Below are 17,708 nucleotides of genomic sequence, written 5' to 3'. Positions count from 1 at the left end.
TCAATCAGCTGCCGCATTAGCGGTCGGCTGCATTGATTTGTTAGGCAGATTTTGATGCTTAAACCACCCTAGTAGCCCTACCATCAGACCAAAACCTAAAATTGGCCCTGCACCATAGCCAACCAAAGGAGCTGGAGTAATTCCCGCGGTTGAACACAAAAATAAAACCATGTAGTACGCCGCTACGGCAGATAGCCAGAGAGTTCCGCTAACCGATTGAATCCACAACCCGACAATCAACGCAATCGCACTGGCAATTATGGCAACACCAGCAAATAACGAGTGACCAAGAGCCAAGGCAAAGATCTCCTCTACATGCGGCACAGGCGCTAAAGGATCTGGCAAAGAGAATGCCCACATAGTGACCAATGCTAACGGAATCACGATAGCACTGAAGCATAATATGCCAAGTCGGTACCGCACAATAACAACAGCAGAAGCAACCAACAACCCAAGAACCTGAGACGCATCTGGCTGCAAAGCCAGTAAAAAAGCAGCCGCAAGAACGGCAGCGAGAGACATAATTTGGTGCTTACCGTCTTTGGTAATAAAGACCGAACAAGCTGCGATAAATGAGGGCAACAGGAGCGGCGCGACATAAAGCCTCAACGGCCCGGCCGGAATCCAGCGCTCAGGTCCTGTCGAGTCTCCAAATAACGGTATCGCAAGCCCAATTAAAGTCAGAATAACTACAATAAAGGCCATATTCTGGTGATTCCCTAGCTTGCTCATGTGGCTGCCGGCCAAGCCAAGACAACAGGCCAAGAAAATTGCCAACAAATGAGTGATCCAGACACTCCACCCCATAGCAGCCAGAGCAAGGACAATAAAACTACCAACAATAGGCGGAACCGCCACGATGAATAATGAGAGAGTCGAAGTATTCATATTCTGCCTAACGCCTGAATTAAGCCGAGCCGCGAAGCGGCTTCGGCTTGAATGAATTGTTAGGCCGCGTCCATGGGGAGCGACCGTAGCCGGACATCTGATGCCTCAATTAGCCATGTTGCATGAGCGCCCGGAGGCCCAGCCCACTCAATCTCATGGAGCACATTTCCGGCCTTGCTGAGTCTCAACTCACTGTAGCGCCAATCATAGTGGCCACCGGACGCCACAGGGTTTGTCATGGTGTATGAGTACACCTTGGGATAGAACAGCTCTAAGTAGCGATCGTGATAGGCGCCAAGTAGGCGTACGCGCAGGCTGAGGTGTCGAATGTGGCGCCGCTTGCCTTTAGCGGGCTCCTCAAAGCGGGCCCACTCCAGCCACGCATCATGCGGGCAGCGACGATCTGCTGCATTGAGAAGTGGGCCAGAGGCGAGCTTGAACGCAGAGGCAGGGAAACGGTTCTTGTTGCGCTCCAAGTACTTGCCATATCGCTTGAATGGCAGGTTTGGATCGCCGTCTGCGTGAAGTTGTTCAGTGAGCACGTACATTCGATAGCGGCCTAACGCTTGAATTAAGCCGAGCCGCGAAGCGGCTTCGGAATTGTTAGCGCCCTAGCCGAGATGCCTGGAAAAGGCAGCCACAGCCCGAGCGCACTCTGTCGGAGCAGCTTGCAGCAGGAGGTGAGGTCCAGCAACGTCTGCGGTGGTGCATTGCGGAAGTGCCGAGAGAATATGCCGACCGGCAGTCACAGAAAGCAATCTGTCGTGAGTGGCGCGCAGGTAGAGGAGTGGTGCAGAAATTGAGCTGAGACGAGCCGATACATTGGCCCGTATGGCCGCTGCTGCGCGGAACCGGAGCACTGCGGGATTTACAGCCAATAAAGCGGTTTGCAGTGACGCCTCCAACTGCGGTGTGGCCCAGCGACCAAGCAGAAGCCACGACAGAACCGAAGGCGGCAGGGAGCGCACTGGTGCAATGCGCGTAAGCGTGGCCAACGGCGAAAGCAAAGGAACGGGAGTCTTGGCAAAGGTTGTGGAGAGAACTAGGCCCACAAGATTGGGCGGCGGGTCTGCGGCAACGGAGAGTGCGATGGGGCCAGAGAAGGACTCGCCCAAGAGCACAAACGGCGTGGTTGGAGGAAGCTGCGCCCTGACCAGTCTCTCGAGCGCGGCATAGCCGAGAGCTTTATCCGGTGGATACGGGATAACGACGACCGAATCGAATGCCGTACCAACTGCCGTCAGGAACTCAGTGTGGAGGGTCGCGGTGCCATCTAGGCCTGGGAGAACCACAAGTGCGGTCATGTTGGTTCTAGGGCGCTAACGCCTGAGTTCAGCGGCGTTTGAGGCGACGCCCGTTTTTGCGGAAGCAAAAATGGGTGGCGGGTCAAACGTCCGCTGCAACGATTTGTTAGCTGCCGCCTTGATCACGCCTCAATCCCCAACATTGGAACTTTGCAGGCGTCCCTGAAAAATCCCACAAATCTCGACGGCTCAGCGATTAAAACAAAACAGTTGTCACGGCCTCTAGTGATTCCGGTATAAACCATCTCATCGGCATCCTCCTCCAGAATAATAAAGAACGAGGTCGAAGTCTCCAGCCCCTTGAAACTGTGCACCGTCGATAGTTTTATAAGCCCACTGTTCAAGTTAAAGCTGAATTTCTTGCTGCCCCGAATAGCATCCAGCGCTTTACCAAGCTTATTCTGATCCTTCTTGTATTTATCAGCCAGCGTTTGATATACGTATTCGGTTTCAAAAGTAGTTTGCGTCTTCTCGTTGGTTTCTCTGCAGATTATGGTGTCTAGCTTTCTGAGAACTTCAATACTAGAGGAAATTATAGATGCATCATTCGGGTGGATCTGATATTTCCTTAATATGCTGTAAATTTTCTTGTATATGGCAGTGCAATCAATTGGGGAAGGCAGCAAACATCCCTCAAAAAACTCGAAAGCCATGCTGGATTGCACGGGATCGACATCAACAAGATCGATGTCGTACTTTTCCAAAAGATAACTATTCTGAAACGCATTCGCCACCCTGAGGATCTCGGAATCACTTTTTGATCTGTAGGATTTTGTCAGCCGCTCCCAGCGTCCAAAACCTTGAACGATGGCTGAATTCGTCTTGCCAATATTTCTCTCATAGATATTCTGGCCTTCGTCACCGAAAAGTATCATCTCGCCGTCATCCGAAAGAAAGTACTTCCTAATGATCTTGATCCATTCCGGCCTGTAGTCTTGAACCTCATCTAGAAGAATAGTTTTGTACTTGTAAAGCTGCTCCTCGAACCCATCGAACAAATTTTCATCAGAATATAGTTTGTCAAAATATTGAGACGCGGCTCTTCGATCATCCGGCGGGGAAACCTCCATGCCGCACTGGTTCATCTCTTGGGCGATAAATGCGTGATAGTTCGTGATTCCGAAAGCGCCCCAGGAAAAATCCTCCCTAACCTCGCTAATCTTGTCACGAATATAGTTTCGCAATGTCTTGTTGTACGTAAAAATCAGAACCTTGTCGTCGTGTCTCTTGTGAGCATTGACCGCTCGCTTGGCCAGCACCGTTGTTTTTCCACAGCCGGCAACCCCTTTAATTTTGGCGAACCCAGGCACGCTTTGTGCAAGCTTAAGTTGCTTGGCATCATAATCGATGTTCTTTCCTTGGCTCTCAACGTGATACGGAGGCTTAAGGTATCTTAGAAATTCGTCATGAATTAGATCGGTAAACAGAACGTGGTTTTGTTTTAGGCAATTGGTTAGTTTTGAAAAGTCGTTCGGAAGTACCGACATGCCCTTGTCACGACCAATCTGTCTAAGTTTTTTGTCTAAATAGCCAAGCCTTTTTTCATATGCGGCATGCGGAATCTCGCGATTTCTGAAACTTTGATTGAGCTCATCGCGAGCCTGCCTAAGTGAGCTTTCCGCTGAATGGTAAAGCTCGTTAATATCTTCCTTTGTTGATTCGTGAAAGTAAACGAATGGTTTAATAATCCCATAAAAATTATTATTGAGTGCATTTTTCTCAGCCAACCCGTTAATGTGCAAATTGAACATATTGGATTTATAGCCGAAGACCTGCCTAAAGGGGGATCGAATCACATGATTTCCAGCGCGTTCTCTCCATTGATTTTTATCGTCAACACTATATGAACTTAGATTCCAGTCCTTTACCTCAACTATCGCGACCCCGCCCTCTCTCCGCATCAAGATAATGTCTGGCATGTCACCATTCAGAAACGGTTGAAAGAAGATCTCGTACTCGTCTGAGAGCCTCTGGGCCATGTACGTGGCAAGTGCCATCTCGCCGGGCGTAGGAGGCACCTTTAACCGCTCAATGTTTTCAAGACATGGAAAAATGTCAGCCATCAGGGGTTCCCTTCGCTCGCGTGGCACAAAGTATCATAGGCAGCTAACGCCTGAATTAAGCCGAGCCGCGAAGCGGCGTCGGCTTGAACGAATTGTTAGCGCTCAGCACCTGATACTTCACGAAAAATTTTTGCCATCTCTGTACAAGAATCATCCTCGGCAAGTCCGGCATGGCTAGCGTAAGGGGATATACGAATTTCCGATTTTGGCAGCTTGCTTGCGAGATCGCGAACACTCTCGATCGGGGCATTATCATCCCCTTCGCCATGGTGAATAAAGACCATTGGCGCGGCATCGAAGCGGATCGAATCCCAAGGCCCAAGAAGAACTTTGAAATCAGACCAGGCGCCATGGGCGAGGTCTCGCGGAAGTCCCCACGCCCCAAGTTGCTCGATTGCTGCGTCATAGCTGTTGTCTCTAAAGAGCTCCAACAACTCCAATGTGGGTGGCGAGGTCACCTTTTCCACAAAGGTCTTGGGCGTGCCCATTGAGGCCACGAGATAGCACGCGCACACCACGCCAGGATTTTTTGTGGACAAGTGCAAGGCGAATGGCCCGCCCCGCTACCGCCCATTGCGTGGCATGACGCGATGCTATTGTTTCGCAGGTACTCCATCGTCTTGTCCGAGCACAGATCAAATGATGGTTCGGAATCCGGATCGTCGTACCACGGTCGAGTGGGGCAGATTAGTCGAATGCCATGCTCTTGTGCGAGTTCCGAAAGCTCTTGTCCATAGTCGCCTTTTTGCGGCGTGCCCATGAAGAAAACAAGTGGTGTCCCGTCTGGGTCGCCAAATTCGTGGAACTGCATGGGCGCCTCCCCTGAGCGCTAACGCCTGAATTAAGCCGAGCCGCGAAGCGGCTTCAAAAACGGTGTCACAACAAAAACGGTGTCAGAGTCACTTACTAAGCACGACGAACAAATGGGTGCGCTATCTGCGGCTGCCGAGTGATGAGGCAGCGGAAAGTCACTCTGACACCGTTTTGGATGATATGAAATTGACTCGCCGAGGTGGGGTCTAACGGGTATTTCGTGTCGCCCAAAAAGAGTGCATGCTGTAGTCGTTGTGCCTCTTTCTGAGAACTGAATGTCAAGCCAGATCTCTATCTCGTACACGAGCACTTCTCCTGTGAGGCCTGACGCTTGAATTAGGCCGGGCCGCGAAGCGGCTTCGGATTGAATAACTGTTAGGGGGTGAACTCGTGCTTCTCGAAGTCTTTTGAAAATGAAGTATTGAGATCTTCTACTGCGTCAAGTGTCACCTTGCGCCTATGAAAGGTACGAACCTGTTTGAAACTTAGGTTCTCCTGCTCAAGTTCAGAAGCAATAGCCTGCAAGCTGCCTAGCAAGGGCGCAAATCTTTCGCTTTCTCGATGTAGCTTGGCAAGTTCGTCGTATGCGCGGCTGACTATCTCAGAGTGTGGTGCGCCAACATTGCCAGAGAACTTTGCTCGGATAGCGTGAGGGATTTCCTTGACTATTACGGCATTTGCTGAGTGATAGAACGAAAGTGCAACTTGATAAGCATCCCAGAAGGTATTGGATTGAACCAGAGTTCGCAGTCTGTGGTGAGCTTGGCGATGAAAGTTGGAGCCCGAAAGTGGAGTAAAACCATCGTTGAGCTGGTCTCTGTCAAATTGTTCTTCAGAGTCGCGGTATTCCTTTAGCACATGTAAGCACCGAGCCCAGTTGTGATTAAACGCTCCGCTAACCGACTCCAGCTCTGCTGCGATCAAATCAACAGACTGCTCAAGGTATCTCTGCTTTACAAGTTCATACTCTTTCTGTCGAAAGTAGATCCATAGACCTACTCTCGCGACGATCAGTCCAACGGTAAGAGTGATTAGTCCGCGAATGACTTCCTGGCAAATCATCGGTATTTTTCCAAGCCCCCTAACGCCTGAATTAATCAGAACCGCGAAGCGGTTTCAGACTAAATGAATTGTTAGGCGTTTTCATCGTAAATTCTTGTGTAATCACCAAATCTAGTTTCTGCGAGGTCCTTGATAAGGACGTCCTTTGCGATCCCGAAGTCGACAACATAGCAACAAGCTTCCATGGTGCCTGATCCGATACTGCCTCCATCGCAGTGGCCGAGCCCAGTCCAACCCAGGCTCTCATTGAGCACGCCCTCCAAGTCCTGCCGTTTTTTAACGTCAGCTTTTGTGCCCATACCCTCTACGGCGTACTCCACAAGCAGGATTCTCATGTCGTCATCATCGAACGGCGCGAACCCATTCTCCGCAGCACTGGAAAGGACTAATGAGATCTGCTCATCCTCGTCCAAGTCGGGAGCGAGCGGATGATTCTTTGTCTCTCCCTTTTCCCCAATCACACCCCAATGCTCAACTATCGCTTCATTCTCTGGCTCTGCCCAAGCCTCGTTGTAGTGAAGTTTTCCATCGATCTGCTTGTACAGCTTTAGCATTGAACTCTCCTAAGACGCCTAGCTACCTAATGATCCTAATTTCGGGGCAGTGCTTCGATTTTGTTGATGTTGAAACTTGCGGACAATCATATGCTTTCTCTGCAAGAACAGCAGTTTGTGCTGAATTTCCCTGGGGTAGGCAGTTGTCGGCCAAATCACCTTTGTGACTGTTTCGGGGTGCTGTCGGGTATCGCTGCAAATTTGAGTTGATGTCTGCGCCTGGCTGCATGACAGCACTTGGCGCTCCGACTTGACCCAGGCGGGGGCCCCTGCTGCTCATTCGTATTCTCCGCTGGCGTTGGCCAACATTCGAAGCTCCCTCACACCCTTTCGATCGAGCACGCATAAACCACCTCGCACGCCCCCGCACCGGTATCGGTGCGCGAGGTCGAGCTGCGCCAGCGCCAGCCATCGGGTGCCTGCGCTTCGATCAGCCAGCCGTCGATGCGGACGCGGTCGCCGGGTTTGATGGTCTTGAGCTGTTTCGCCACGTCGCTGTTGGCGGGGATCAGGTGCATGTTGGCGCTGGAACTGGCGATCTCGCGCGGGGGCAGGGGCGGGTTGCCCTGCCAGCGGTAGTGGTACCAGCGGCCGGACTGGCTGATGGCCAGGCGGTCGAGCACGGCGTCGTCGCTCATGCGGGCCCAGCCGAGGGCAAGGTCGGTGGGGGAGAGGTCGGCTTCGCGGTCGCGGCTGTAGTCGCGGCGCGACAGTACACGGGCGTCGAGGCTGAAACCGGCGAGCGGGGTCAGCCGGGCGGTGGGCAGGTCGATGCCGGACATCCGGCTCGGGACCGCGCTCTGCAGCGGCGGGGCGCCGGGCGTCACCCGTGGTGGCAGTGCGCAGTCGACGTCCGCGGCGTAGGCGGTGTTGTCGTGGTCGCGTGGCGAGTAGGGCGAATGCCACCAGCCGATGCCGGCAACGATCAGCAGCCCGATCCAGATCCCTCGCCCCATCCGATGCGCCCCCTGCAGCATCCGTGACCCGGATCACAGGGTACGCCGTAACCCGGGGCGGCGGTAGTTGCCCCGGGCACGTGCATCCTGCCCGCGACATTGCATCGTCGGGTGTATCGTTCGCCCCATGGCCAGAGCTTGCCCGGATGCCGCGCTGCAACCGTATGTCGAGACCCTGTGGGTGTCGGCGGGCGAGGCGGCGCGGGCGCCGCGCGAGCATTCGCTGCCGAGCGGGGCGATGCATCTGGCGATCCGGCTCGATGCGCCGTTGCGGCTGTATGCCGGCAGTGCGGACACGGTCGGGCATGAGGTCTCGCAGGCGGTGATCGGCGGTGTGCGGATGGGGCACTGCATCAAGGACACTTCGACACCTGGCCGCTCGGTCGGTGCGGTGTTGCGGCCGGGTGCGGCGCGGGCGCTGTTCGGCTGCAGCGCGGCCGAGCTGGCCGGCCGCCACCTGCCGCTCGATCAGGTGTGGGGAAGCGAGGCCGGGCTGCTGCTCGAACGCCTGCAGGCCGAGGCCGATCCGTCGCGCCAGCTCGACCTGTTCGCCGCCGCGTTGCGGGCACGGCTGCGTCCGGTCGGGGCCCTGCATCCGCAGATCGCGCAGGCGCTGCACGATCTCGCCCGCGCGGGCAGCGTTGCCGATGCGGTGGCGGCGTCGGGGCACAGCCATCGGCATTTCATCGCGCGGTTCCGCGAGGCGACCGGCTTGCCGCCCAAGGCCTACGCGCGGTTGCGGCGGTTCCGGCGTGCGCTGCGGATGCTCGCGCGCGGCGGCGCGCTGGCCGAGGTGGCATTCGCGGCGGGCTACAGCGACCAGGCCCATTTCAGTCGCGAGTTCCGCGAGCTGTCCGGGGTCACGCCGCGCGCGTATCGTGCCGCCCGTCCGGACGCCGCCCATCACCTGCCGGTCGGGGCGGTGCGCTGACCGGGCTCGGGGTCAATTCCGTTCAAGACCCGGGCGACGGTGACGGGCAGTCTGGTCGCACCCGATTCGACGAGGAGAAGCGTCATGGCCGTGCATGAACTGTTTGCCTACATCTGCGTGGACGATGCCGAAAAGGCGATTGCCTTCTACCGCGATGCGTTCGGCGCGACCGAACTGTTCCGCCTGGTCGAACCCGGCGGCCGCATCGGCCATGCCGAGGTCTCGCTTGGCGGAAGCACGCTGATGCTGAGCGAGGAGTACCCCGAGATCGGTGTGCGTCGCCCTGATCCCGACGGCCCGAACAACGTGACGATCCACATCCATGTCGACGATGCCGACGAGTTGGTCGAGCGCGCCGTCGCCCACGGCGCGACCCTGCTGATGGCGCCGAAAGACATGTTCTACGGCGAACGTTCCGGCGTGGTCCGCGACCCGTTCGGCCACCGCTGGAACATCGGCCACAGCATCGAGGAGGTCACGCCCGAGGAGATGCAGCGGCGCTACGAGAAGATCGTCGATCCGTGTTGAGTGCTACAAGCGGCATGCCATGTGAAAGCCGGTCCGCCTCAGTGTGTCGGCTGAGCTTGTGGCGGCTGCAACAGGGCGTCGGGCAGACCCCGGAACTCGTCGGCGAGCTTGCGCAGGAAGCCGTCCATCGCCGAGCTCTTGCGCCAGACCATCGCGATCTGGCGGTGCGGCGGCTGGCCGTCGAACTGCAGCAGATGGATGCCGGGTGACGGTGGCACCGGCGGTTGCACGGCCAGCATCGGCAGCAGGGTGATGCCGACGCCGGAGGCGACCATCTGGCGCAGGGTTTCCAGGCTGGTGGCGCGGAAGCCGTCGCGTTCGTCGGCGCCGGCCATGCGGCAGACGTCGAGCGCCTGGTCGCGCAGGCAGTGGCCTTCTTCCAGCAGCAGCAGGTGCTGGTCGTCGAGGTCGTTGACCTGCAGGTGGTCGCGCGCCGCCATCGGGTGCTGACGCGGCACCGCGAGCATGAACGGTTCGTCGAACAGCGGCTCGATGTGCAACTGGTCGTCGTGAATCGGCAGCGCGAGCAGACCGGCGTCGAGGCGGCCGTCGCGCAGGCGGGAGAGGATCTGGTCGGTCTTTTCCTCGACCAGCAGCAGTTCGAGCCGCGGGAAGCGTTCGCGCAGGCCGGACACCACGTGTGGCAGCAGGTAGGGGCCGAGGGTAGGGAACATCCCCAGCCGCACCGTGCCCGCTTCCGGGTCCTGGCTGCGGCGGGCGATCTCGGCCATCTGTTCGACCTCGGCGATGACCTTGCGCGCACGCTCGGCGATCTCATGGCCGACCGGGGTCAGCATGATCCGACGCGGTGCGCGCTCGACCAGGGCGACGCCGAGTTCGTCCTCCAGCTTCTTGATCTGGGTGGACAGGGTCGGCTGGCTGACGAAGCTGGCCGCGGCGGCGCGACCGAAGTGCTTGTGCTCGGCCAGTGCCACGAGGTACTTGAGGTCACGCAGGTTCATGGCAGACTCCTCGGTGACGGGGCGTGGGGGGCGATGGGCTGCCTGCGGTCCGCCAGGATGTTTGTTTCCCCGTCATCCCGGCGGAAGCCGGGATCCATTCCGCATCTGCTTCCCGGTGGCTGATTCGGGGCGGGCAAAATCAAAATGGATCCCGGCTTCCGCCGGGACGACGGCACACTATGCTGCCTCCGCTTCTTTCACCTCGGCCGGGGCCGAGGTACGGATCAGGTGGTCGAAGGCGGCGAGTGCGGCGGTCGAGCCGGCGCCCATCGCGATCACGATCTGCTTGTACGGCACGGTGGTCGCATCGCCTGCTGCGAACACGCCCGGCACGCTGGTCTGGCCGCGTGCGTCGATGACGATCTCGCCGCGCGGGCTCAGTTCCACGGTGCCCTTCAGCCATTCGGTGTTGGGCAGCAGGCCGATCTGCACGAACACGCCCTCCAGGTCGATGCGGTGCAGGTCGCCGCCGACGCGGTCCTTGTAGGCCAGTCCGGTGACTTTCTGGCCGTCGCCGAACACTTCGGTGGTCTGCGCACTGACGATGATGTCGACGTTGGGCAGGCTGCGCAGCTTGCGCTGCAGCACCTCGTCGGCGCGCAGCTTGCCGTCGAACTCGATCAGGGTGACGTGGGCAACGATCCCGGCCAGATCGATCGCCGCCTCGACGCCGGAGTTGCCGCCGCCGATCACCGCCACCCGCTTGCCCTTGAACAGCGGGCCGTCGCAGTGCGGGCAGTAGGCCACGCCCTTGTTGCGGTACTCGTCCTCGCCGGGCACGCCCATCTGCCGCCAGCGTGCGCCGGTGGACAGGATCACCGTGCGTGATTTCAGCGAGGCGCCGTTGGCGAGCTTCACCTCGACCAAACCATCGTCGTCAGCCGGAACCAATGCCTCGGCGCGCTGCAGGTTCATCACGTCGACCTCGTAGTCCTTGACGTGCTGTTCCAGCGCGGCGGCCAGCTTCGGGCCTTCGGTGTGCGGGACCGAGATGAAGTTCTCGATCGCCATGGTGTCGAGCACCTGGCCGCCGAAACGCTCGGCGGCGATGCCGGTGCGGATGCCCTTGCGGGCGGCGTAGATCGCGGCCGCGGCGCCGGCCGGGCCGCCGCCGACGACCAGCACGTCGAATGCGTCCTTCGCCTTGATCTGCTCGGCGGCGCGGTCGGCGGCACCGGTGTCGATCTTCGCGAGGATCTGCTCGACGCTCATGCGGCCGGTGTCGAACACCTCGCCGTTGAGCAGCACGGTCGGCACCGACATGACCTGGCGTGCCTCGACCTCGGCCTGGAACAGCGCGCCGTCGATCGAGGTGTGCTTGATGTTGGGGTTGATCACGCTCATCAGGTTGAGCGCCTGCACGGTGTCCGGGCAGTTCTGGCAGGACAGCGAGAAATAGGTCTCGAACGTGAACTTGCCTTCGATGTTGCGGATCTGTTCGATCACTTCGTCATCGAGCTTGGGCGGGTGGCCGCCGACCTGCAGCAGCGCCAGCACCAGCGAGGTGAACTCGTGGCCCATCGGCAGCCCGGCGAAGGCGACCTGGACATCGGTGCCGATGCGGCGGATCGCGAATGACGGCTTGCGCGCATCGTCGCCGTTGCGTGAGTAGGCAACCTTGTCGGACAGCCCGACGATGTCGCGCAGCAGGGCGTCGAGCTCCTGCGACTTGGCGCTGTCGTCGAGCGAGGCCACCAGCTCGATCGGCTGCGTGACCTTTTCAAGGTAGGCCTTCAACTGGGTCTTGAGTGCGGCGTCGAGCATGGGGCGGCTCCAGGCGGGAAATCTGGTCGAGTCAGGGGGAGGGAATGCCGCGGCATCCGGACCGGGAGAGAGGGGGAGGGATCCGGGCGCCGCGGACATTCGGAACGGGTACGCGGACCCGCGACGGACGGCCCGGCCGGAGCCGGGCGTCCTGGCGGCACTTCGGGATGCCGCCTGGGTGCCCTCTCCTTGACGGAAAGGGCGAGGTGGGCGGCGTGACCGCCCGGGGGGAGAGCTGGGGTCGCTGAGCGATCAGATCTTGCCGACCAGGTCCAGCGACGGCGCGATGGTCTTCTCGCCTTCCTTCCACTTGGCCGGGCAGACCTCGTTGGGGTGTTCGGCGACGAACCTGGCGGCCTTCAGCTTGCGCAGGGTCTCCGAGACGTCGCGGGCGATCGCGTTGTCGTGGATCTCGGCGGTCTTGATCTGGCCTTCCGGGTTGATCACGAAGGTGCCGCGCAGGGCCAGGCCTGCTTCTTCGATATGCACGCCGAAGGCGCGGGTCAGCCGGTGGGTCGGGTCGCCGACCAGCGGGAACCTGGCCTTGCCCACCGCCGGCGAGGTTTCGTGCCACACCTTGTGCGAGAAGTGGGTGTCGGTGGTGACGATGTAGACCTCGGCGCCGGCCTTCTGGAACTCGGCGTAGTTGTCGGCGGCGTCCTCGACCTCGGTCGGGCAGTTGAAGGTGAACGCGGCCGGCATGAAGATCAGCACCGACCACTTGCCCTTCAGGTCGGCGTCGGTCACTTCAATGAACTTGCCGTCGTGGAAGGCGTCGGCCTTGAACTGCGGGACGTGGGTGTTGATCAGCGACACGGGGCCGGCGTGGATCTGGGTGTTGATGAGCGACATTCAGAACAGTCCTTCTGGTCGGGGTGGGAAAACTGGCTTGGAAGCCGGGCGCCGACCTGAATGGGCAGCGCCGCGATAGCGAAAGAGTAGGGATGCGGTCGATTTCAATCAAGTTGATTGATTGAATTAATTTGATAGATAAAAGCTATCGCAGTGATGCTGAATGAACCGTCCTCCCGGCGAGCGCCGGGATCCAGCTCTTCAGAAAGCGCCTGGAAAGCCGGTTCCCGGCTTTCCCCGGGATGAGGATCCGAGACTTGTTCGGCGTTGCCTTGGATTGCGAAAGGCTTGCCCGCATGGGCGCCACGTTTCCCCTGTGTAGGATGTCCGCCCGACCGACGACACGAGCCGCCATGCCCCGCATCGACGAACTGCTGCGCGCCGCCCGCGAGGGCACCGGGCCCGGCGATGCCGAGGCGCTGCTGGCGCATGCGCTCGGTCGTCCGCACAGCTGGCTTTATGCCCATGGCGACGAGGAACCGGATGCCGAGGCACTGGCCGCCTTCGATACCCTGCTGGCACGCCGCCGCGCCGGCGAACCGGTGGCCTACCTGACCGGTCGGCGCGGGTTCTGGCGCTTCGACGTGGCGGTGACCGCCGACACCCTGATCCCGCGCCCGGAGACCGAGTTGCTGGTCGAGCGCGCGCTGGAACGGCTGTCGAAAGGGATCGAACTGGAGGTGGCCGACCTCGGCACCGGCAGCGGCGTGATCGCGCTGGCGCTGGCGATGGAGCGCCCGCAGGCGCGGGTGGCCGCCGTCGATGCCAGCAAGGCCGCGCTGGCAGTCGCCCGTGCCAACGCCGAAGCGCTGGCCCTGCCCGGCATCGGTTTCCATCACGGCAGCTGGTACGCGCCGCTGGCCGGGCGTCGCTTCGACCTGATCGCCAGCAACCCGCCCTACATCGCCGACCACGATCCGCACCTGGGCCAGGGCGACCTGCGCGCCGAGCCGCGCACCGCATTGGCCTCGGGCGCCGACGGGCTGGATGCGATCCGCGAGATCGCTGCCGGCGCGCGTGACCACCTCAAGCCCGGCGGCTGGCTGCTGGTCGAGCACGGCTGGGAGCAGGGCGTGGCGGTGCGCGCGCTGTTCGAGGCGTCCGGATTGATCGATGTCGCGACCGAACGCGATCTCGAACAGCGTGATCGTGTCACGCTGGGCCGTGCGCCCGGCCGGTAAACTGTCGCGAACTGCAGAACCGAGGCAAGGCATGCGCAAGCTCTACCCCGAAATCGAGCCCTTCAACAGCGGAATGCTCAAGGTCGACGACCGGCACAGCCTCTATTTCGAGGAGTGCGGCAATCCGGACGGCAAGCCGGTGGTGATCCTGCACGGTGGACCCGGCGGGGGCTGCAGCCCGAAGATGCGGCGTTTCCACGACCCGTCGAAGTACCGCATCGTGCTGTTCGACCAGCGCGGTTCTGGACGCTCGATCCCGCATGCGGACCTGGTCGACAACACCACCTGGGACCTGGTCGCGGACATCGAGAAGCTGCGCGACAAGCTTGGTATCGAGCGCTGGCAGGTGTTCGGCGGCTCGTGGGGCTCCACCCTCGCGCTGGCCTACGCCGAAACGCATCCCGGGCGGGTGACCGAACTGGTGCTGCGCGGCATCTTCATGCTGCGTCGCTGGGAGCTGGAATGGTTCTACCAGGAAGGCGCTTCGCGGCTGTTCCCGGAGGCCTGGGAGCGCTACATCGCGGCGATCCCGGTGGTCGAGCGCCACGACCTGATCTCTGCCTTCCACCGCCGCCTGACCTCGGACGACGAAGCGACCCGCCTCGCCGCCGCGCGCGCGTGGAGCGTGTGGGAAGGGGCGACCAGCTTCCTGCACGTGGACGACGACTTCGCTTCAAGCCACGAGGATCCGCACTTCGCCCTGGCCTTCGCCCGCATCGAGAACCACTACTTCGTCAACAGCGGTTTCTTCGAGGTCGACGACCAGTTGTTGCGCGACGTTGGAAAGATCGCCGACATCCCCGGCGTGATCGTGCATGGCCGCTACGACGTGGTCTGCCCGGTGCAGAACGCCTGGGAGTTGCACAAGGCCTGGCCGAAGGCCGACCTCGTCATCACCCCGGCCTCCGGCCATTCGGCGTTCGAGGACGAGAACATCGACGCGCTGGTCGCGGCGACCGATCGTTTCGCCTGATCTGGCCGTCGCCCGGGACAGTTCGGCGACACGGTGCGGACCAAGCGCCTTGTCGCCGGGCCGGTCTCGATTCCACCTGCCGCCCCGTTCGCCATCGACAAGGTGCTGCCCGGCAGGGAGCGCGGTCATTGGTGGAGTTTTGCCGCGCGGCCTTCAGATGCCCGGCGTTCGGGTGCCTGCCTCAGGACATGGGTTCATTGTCGGGGCGGGTGCGGGCCACGATGAAGCCGGCAGCCAGCGTGAACACGGCTGTGGCGATGGCGATCGAGAGGTAAGAGAGGGAAATCGTTACGGCCAGCGCGTCGGCGAGTGTGAACGTGCTCCATGAAGCAACCCTTGAAACGAAGATGGCGTGGTTCACCAGGAGGCAGGTGGGCACGAAGGCCAATGCCAGCAGGAGCGTGTCCCGCCCGCTGGCCAGCCGCCTGCACGCAAGGAAAACGATCAGCGCGGTGGTCCATGCAAACAGGCTGTACTCCGAAACTTCGGCTTCAATGGAGCACGACAGGCATGCGGACGACGGGCTTTCCCCGAGCGTGTAGAAGGCTGCCAGGGCCTGGGCGATGCACAGGATGATTCCAAGGAGAGCCAGGGCCGGGTATTTCATCTACCTCGCTTCCGAACCATCTGGATTGCGATCGATCATCCACAGCCCGGCCCAGAGCTTGAGGTCGAGCTCGTAGCCTTCGGCCTGCTTGCGCATCAGCCAGGCGGGGGCCTCGTCGCGGGGAATCTCGTGGACGACGATGTCCTCGTCGTCGACGCCGCCGCCGGGGCCGATGCGGGTCAGGTTGCGGGCGCGGACGAAGGCGATACGTTCGCTGCTCATGCCCGAGGAGGTCGGGCCGACCAGCAGCACGTCGACCTGGGCCGCTTCCCAGCCGGTTTCCTCGATCAGCTCGCGCTTTGCGGCCGAGGCCAGGGTGTCGTCGGCATGGTCGTCGCCGACCAGTCCGGCCGGCATCTCGATCGTGCGCGCGCCCAGCGGGGTGCGGTACTGGTCCACGAACACGACCTTGTCGTCGGGGGTGACGGCGATGATGATCACCGCCATGCCGTTGCCGTGGGTGCGTTCGGCGAATTCCCACTTGCCGCGACGGCTCAGCCGCAGCCATTGGCCTTCGTAGAGGGTTTCGGTCTGTTCGGAGATGCTGTCGTCAGTGGCGGTATCCATGCGCCGATGGTACCGCGACGGCTGTTTCAGGGCGCCTCCGCCGTTTCAGGACATCGCCGTTTCAGGAGGCGATGAATTCCAGCCCCGCTGCCTCGTGCAGCCGGCGCCGGGTCATCGGACCGAAACGCAGGGCCTCGCAGAGCGCCAGCAGGGCCTCGCGATCGCCATTGCCGCGGGCGAAGTGGGGGCGCGCGCCGTCGATCGGCGCATCGAGCGCGATCGTGGTCAGGCGCCGGCACAACAGGGCCTGTTGGTGGTGTTCGCGCAGCTTCTTCGCGGTGCTGGCGGCACCGCGGATGCGCAGGAACGGCACTTCTTCGATGCGTTCCAGCAAGGCATCGAGGGTGCCGAAATGGTTGAGCAGGGCGGCCGCGGTCTTGGCGCCGATGCCGGGTACGCCGGGAATGTTGTCGATGCTGTCGCCGGTCAGGGCGAGGTAGTCGGCGATCTGGCGTGCCTCCACGCCATGCCGCGCCGGCACCCCGTCCGCGCCCCAGCGCAGGTTGCGGGCGTAGTCCCACTGCTCGTCGCCGTCGTGCAGCAGCTGCGAGAGGTCCTTGTCGGCCGACACGATCACCGAGCGGAAGCCGTGAGGTCGGGCCGCATGTACGGCGGAGCCGATCAGGTCGTCGGCTTCGTATTCGGTATGCGAGAGCACGTCCAGTCCGAGTGCCACGCACAGCGACCTGCAGTGCGCGAACTGGCGTTTGAGTGCTTCCGGTGCGGGCTCGCGATTGGCCTTGTAGGCCGGGTAGATCGCGTTGCGGAAGCAGGAGTCGAGCGCTTCGTCGAAGGCGACCGCGATGTGCCGGGGCGGGTGCGTTCGAGCAGTTCGGCGAGGAAGCGGGCGAAGCCGTGCACGGCGTTGGTCGGCCATCCGTCGGCATCGCTGAACTCGTCCGGCATCGAATGCCAGGCGCGGAACACGTACAGGCTGGCATCGACCAGGTAGAGCGCGGGTCGAGCGGGTGCAGTGCTCACGATGGCTGCCACTCCTCGTGCAACGCGGTCGGGTCCGGGCGCTCACGTTCGGGTGCCTGCATCCGCGGTGTGCCGATATGGATGAAGCCGACGATGCGCTCTTCGGCCGACAGCCCGAGCCAGTCCTTCACGGTGGCGTCGTAGGCCGGCCAGCCGGTCAGCCAGGTCGCCCCGAAGCCCACCGCCTGGGCGGCCTGCAGCAGGGCGAAGCAGACGCAGCCGGCCGACAGCAGGCGCTCCTGTTCCGGAATCTTCTCGTCGGCGCCGAGCCGGGCGACCACCGCGACCACCAGCGGCGCGTGCGAGAAGCGCATGCGGTCCTTCTCGATGGCCGCGTCCCCGGCGCTGGCGTCGCGCTCGCGGGTCAGGGCCGCCAGCCGCTCGCCGAGCGCATGGCGGGCGTCGCCGCGAATCGTGAGGAATCGCCACGGCACCCGCTTGCCGTGGTCGGGGACACGGCAGGCCGAGCGCAGCATGCGCAGCAGGGTGGCCTCGTTCGGGCCGGGTTCGCCCAGTTGCCGGGCCGGGACCGAGCGGCGGCTGTCGAGCGGGTGGAGGGGGTCTTGGGCGCCGGGCGCGGCGCCGGCTATCGGATCAATGGGCGACATCAGTCACAGTTCGTGAAGATCGAAAGCGAAGTGACTCATCTTGCCACTATGCTGCTTCCAGTGCCGGGAATGGGCGCTATGCGTCACCGGTCGTATCGCCGGGGCATTGGCCTA

17 protein-coding genes and 1 pseudogene are annotated in these 17,708 nt (G+C 61.2%); 4 read left to right on the top strand and 14 right to left on the bottom strand.

Going from position 1 to position 17,708, the window contains the following annotated elements:
- From FKV23_RS12210 to FKV23_RS12180, 7 genes are all read right to left on the bottom strand, one after another.
- On the bottom strand, positions 1-888 hold the full coding sequence (locus FKV23_RS12210; RefSeq protein ID WP_141624092.1) for a hypothetical protein: 888 nt from the start codon (positions 886-888) through the stop codon (positions 1-3).
- A gap of 611 nt (positions 889-1,499) precedes the next feature.
- A complete protein-coding gene (locus FKV23_RS17835) occupies positions 1,500-2,192 on the bottom strand; it encodes an alpha/beta fold hydrolase (protein WP_141624091.1) in 693 nt (230 codons plus the stop codon).
- A gap of 122 nt (positions 2,193-2,314) precedes the next feature.
- Entirely contained in the window at positions 2,315-4,255 is a 1,941-nt protein-coding gene (locus FKV23_RS12200) for a nuclease-related domain-containing DEAD/DEAH box helicase (RefSeq protein ID WP_141624090.1), read from the bottom strand.
- 95 nt (positions 4,256-4,350) lie between these two features.
- A complete protein-coding gene (locus FKV23_RS12195) occupies positions 4,351-4,743 on the bottom strand; it encodes an alpha/beta fold hydrolase (RefSeq protein WP_141624089.1) in 393 nt (130 codons plus the stop codon).
- Positions 4,744-5,443: 700 nt separating this feature from the next.
- Positions 5,444-6,130: a hypothetical protein gene (locus FKV23_RS12190; RefSeq protein ID WP_141624088.1), complete on the bottom strand. Its 687-nt coding sequence runs from the start codon at positions 6,128-6,130 to the stop codon at positions 5,444-5,446.
- Between the two features lie 71 nt (positions 6,131-6,201).
- Complete coding sequence (locus tag FKV23_RS12185; protein ID WP_141624087.1) at positions 6,202-6,684, bottom strand: hypothetical protein; 483 nt, start codon at positions 6,682-6,684, stop codon at positions 6,202-6,204.
- Between the two features lie 320 nt (positions 6,685-7,004).
- Positions 7,005-7,640: a hypothetical protein gene (locus FKV23_RS12180; RefSeq protein ID WP_141624086.1), complete on the bottom strand. Its 636-nt coding sequence runs from the start codon at positions 7,638-7,640 to the stop codon at positions 7,005-7,007.
- A gap of 127 nt (positions 7,641-7,767) precedes the next feature.
- Between FKV23_RS12180 and FKV23_RS12175 the strand changes: the two genes are divergently transcribed.
- Together FKV23_RS12175 and FKV23_RS12170 are read left to right on the top strand one after the other, a co-directional pair.
- A complete protein-coding gene (locus FKV23_RS12175; protein ID WP_141624085.1) occupies positions 7,768-8,571 on the top strand; it encodes a helix-turn-helix domain-containing protein in 804 nt (267 codons plus the stop codon).
- 84 nt (positions 8,572-8,655) lie between these two features.
- Positions 8,656-9,099, top strand: coding sequence for a VOC family protein (locus FKV23_RS12170; protein WP_141624084.1), 444 nt, complete (start codon positions 8,656-8,658; stop codon positions 9,097-9,099).
- A gap of 38 nt (positions 9,100-9,137) precedes the next feature.
- Here FKV23_RS12170 and FKV23_RS12165 read toward each other — a convergent pair whose 3' ends face one another.
- The 3 genes from FKV23_RS12165 to ahpC all read right to left on the bottom strand — a co-directional run bounded on the left by FKV23_RS12165 (position 9,138) and on the right by ahpC (position 12,641).
- Positions 9,138-10,061: a LysR substrate-binding domain-containing protein gene (locus FKV23_RS12165; protein WP_141624083.1), complete on the bottom strand. Its 924-nt coding sequence runs from the start codon at positions 10,059-10,061 to the stop codon at positions 9,138-9,140.
- 177 nt (positions 10,062-10,238) lie between these two features.
- The gene (ahpF, locus tag FKV23_RS12160; RefSeq protein WP_141624082.1) at positions 10,239-11,825 is read right to left on the bottom strand and encodes an alkyl hydroperoxide reductase subunit F; all 1,587 of its coding nucleotides are present in this window, start codon (positions 11,823-11,825) and stop codon (positions 10,239-10,241) included.
- Positions 11,826-12,077: 252 nt separating this feature from the next.
- Positions 12,078-12,641, bottom strand: a complete 564-nt coding sequence (gene ahpC / locus FKV23_RS12155; protein WP_141625182.1) for an alkyl hydroperoxide reductase subunit C — start codon at positions 12,639-12,641, stop codon at positions 12,078-12,080.
- Positions 12,642-13,030: 389 nt separating this feature from the next.
- Between ahpC and prmC the strand changes: the two genes are divergently transcribed.
- A complete protein-coding gene (prmC, locus tag FKV23_RS12150; RefSeq protein WP_141624081.1) occupies positions 13,031-13,858 on the top strand; it encodes a peptide chain release factor N(5)-glutamine methyltransferase in 828 nt (275 codons plus the stop codon).
- Between the two features lie 31 nt (positions 13,859-13,889).
- Entirely contained in the window at positions 13,890-14,831 is a 942-nt protein-coding gene (gene pip, locus FKV23_RS12145) for a prolyl aminopeptidase (protein ID WP_141624080.1), read from the top strand.
- Positions 14,832-15,012: 181 nt separating this feature from the next.
- Here pip and FKV23_RS12140 read toward each other — a convergent pair whose 3' ends face one another.
- The 4 genes and pseudogenes from FKV23_RS12140 to FKV23_RS12125 all read right to left on the bottom strand — a co-directional run bounded on the left by FKV23_RS12140 (position 15,013) and on the right by FKV23_RS12125 (position 17,594).
- Positions 15,013-15,438, bottom strand: coding sequence for a hypothetical protein (locus FKV23_RS12140; protein ID WP_141624079.1), 426 nt, complete (start codon positions 15,436-15,438; stop codon positions 15,013-15,015).
- On the bottom strand, positions 15,439-16,005 hold the full coding sequence (locus tag FKV23_RS12135; RefSeq protein ID WP_141624078.1) for an NUDIX hydrolase: 567 nt from the start codon (positions 16,003-16,005) through the stop codon (positions 15,439-15,441). It abuts the gene before it with no gap.
- Positions 16,006-16,066: 61 nt separating this feature from the next.
- A pseudogene (locus FKV23_RS12130) lies at positions 16,067-16,998 on the bottom strand (5'-3' exonuclease).
- A complete protein-coding gene (locus tag FKV23_RS12125; RefSeq protein ID WP_141624077.1) occupies positions 16,983-17,594 on the bottom strand; it encodes a nitroreductase family protein in 612 nt (203 codons plus the stop codon). Before FKV23_RS12125 ends, FKV23_RS12130 begins: the two are co-directional and overlap by 16 nt.
- Between the last annotated feature and the right edge of the window lie 114 nt (positions 17,595-17,708).

It is taken from the genome of Lysobacter alkalisoli (genome assembly GCF_006547045.1).
Taxonomy (GTDB): Bacteria; Pseudomonadota; Gammaproteobacteria; order Xanthomonadales; family Xanthomonadaceae; genus Marilutibacter; species Marilutibacter alkalisoli.
This window is presented reverse-complemented; position numbering and strand designations above follow the sequence as displayed.

What these genes read in the sequence shown, in the direction of transcription:
- FKV23_RS12175 (WP_141624085.1), top strand. Translation starts at nt 7,768, where the DNA reads ATGGCCAGAGCTTGCCCGGATGCCGCGCTGCAACCGTATGTCGAGACC.
- FKV23_RS12190 (WP_141624088.1), bottom strand. Translation starts at nt 6,130, where the DNA reads ATGATTTGCCAGGAAGTCATTCGCGGACTAATCACTCTTACCGTTGGA.
- FKV23_RS12165 (WP_141624083.1), bottom strand. Translation starts at nt 10,061, where the DNA reads ATGAACCTGCGTGACCTCAAGTACCTCGTGGCACTGGCCGAGCACAAG.
- FKV23_RS17835 (WP_141624091.1), bottom strand. Translation starts at nt 2,192, where the DNA reads ATGACCGCACTTGTGGTTCTCCCAGGCCTAGATGGCACCGCGACCCTC.
- FKV23_RS12125 (WP_141624077.1), bottom strand. Translation starts at nt 17,594, where the DNA reads ATGTCGCCCATTGATCCGATAGCCGGCGCCGCGCCCGGCGCCCAAGAC.
- pip (WP_141624080.1), top strand. Translation starts at nt 13,890, where the DNA reads ATGCGCAAGCTCTACCCCGAAATCGAGCCCTTCAACAGCGGAATGCTC.
- FKV23_RS12210 (WP_141624092.1), bottom strand. Translation starts at nt 888, where the DNA reads ATGAATACTTCGACTCTCTCATTATTCATCGTGGCGGTTCCGCCTATT.
- FKV23_RS12140 (WP_141624079.1), bottom strand. Translation starts at nt 15,438, where the DNA reads ATGAAATACCCGGCCCTGGCTCTCCTTGGAATCATCCTGTGCATCGCC.
- FKV23_RS12180 (WP_141624086.1), bottom strand. Translation starts at nt 7,640, where the DNA reads ATGGGGCGAGGGATCTGGATCGGGCTGCTGATCGTTGCCGGCATCGGC.
- FKV23_RS12170 (WP_141624084.1), top strand. Translation starts at nt 8,656, where the DNA reads ATGGCCGTGCATGAACTGTTTGCCTACATCTGCGTGGACGATGCCGAA.
- FKV23_RS12135 (WP_141624078.1), bottom strand. Translation starts at nt 16,005, where the DNA reads ATGGATACCGCCACTGACGACAGCATCTCCGAACAGACCGAAACCCTC.
- ahpF (WP_141624082.1), bottom strand. Translation starts at nt 11,825, where the DNA reads ATGCTCGACGCCGCACTCAAGACCCAGTTGAAGGCCTACCTTGAAAAG.
- FKV23_RS12200 (WP_141624090.1), bottom strand. Translation starts at nt 4,255, where the DNA reads ATGGCTGACATTTTTCCATGTCTTGAAAACATTGAGCGGTTAAAGGTG.
- prmC (WP_141624081.1), top strand. Translation starts at nt 13,031, where the DNA reads ATGCCCCGCATCGACGAACTGCTGCGCGCCGCCCGCGAGGGCACCGGG.
- FKV23_RS12195 (WP_141624089.1), bottom strand. Translation starts at nt 4,743, where the DNA reads ATGGGCACGCCCAAGACCTTTGTGGAAAAGGTGACCTCGCCACCCACA.
- FKV23_RS12185 (WP_141624087.1), bottom strand. Translation starts at nt 6,684, where the DNA reads ATGCTAAAGCTGTACAAGCAGATCGATGGAAAACTTCACTACAACGAG.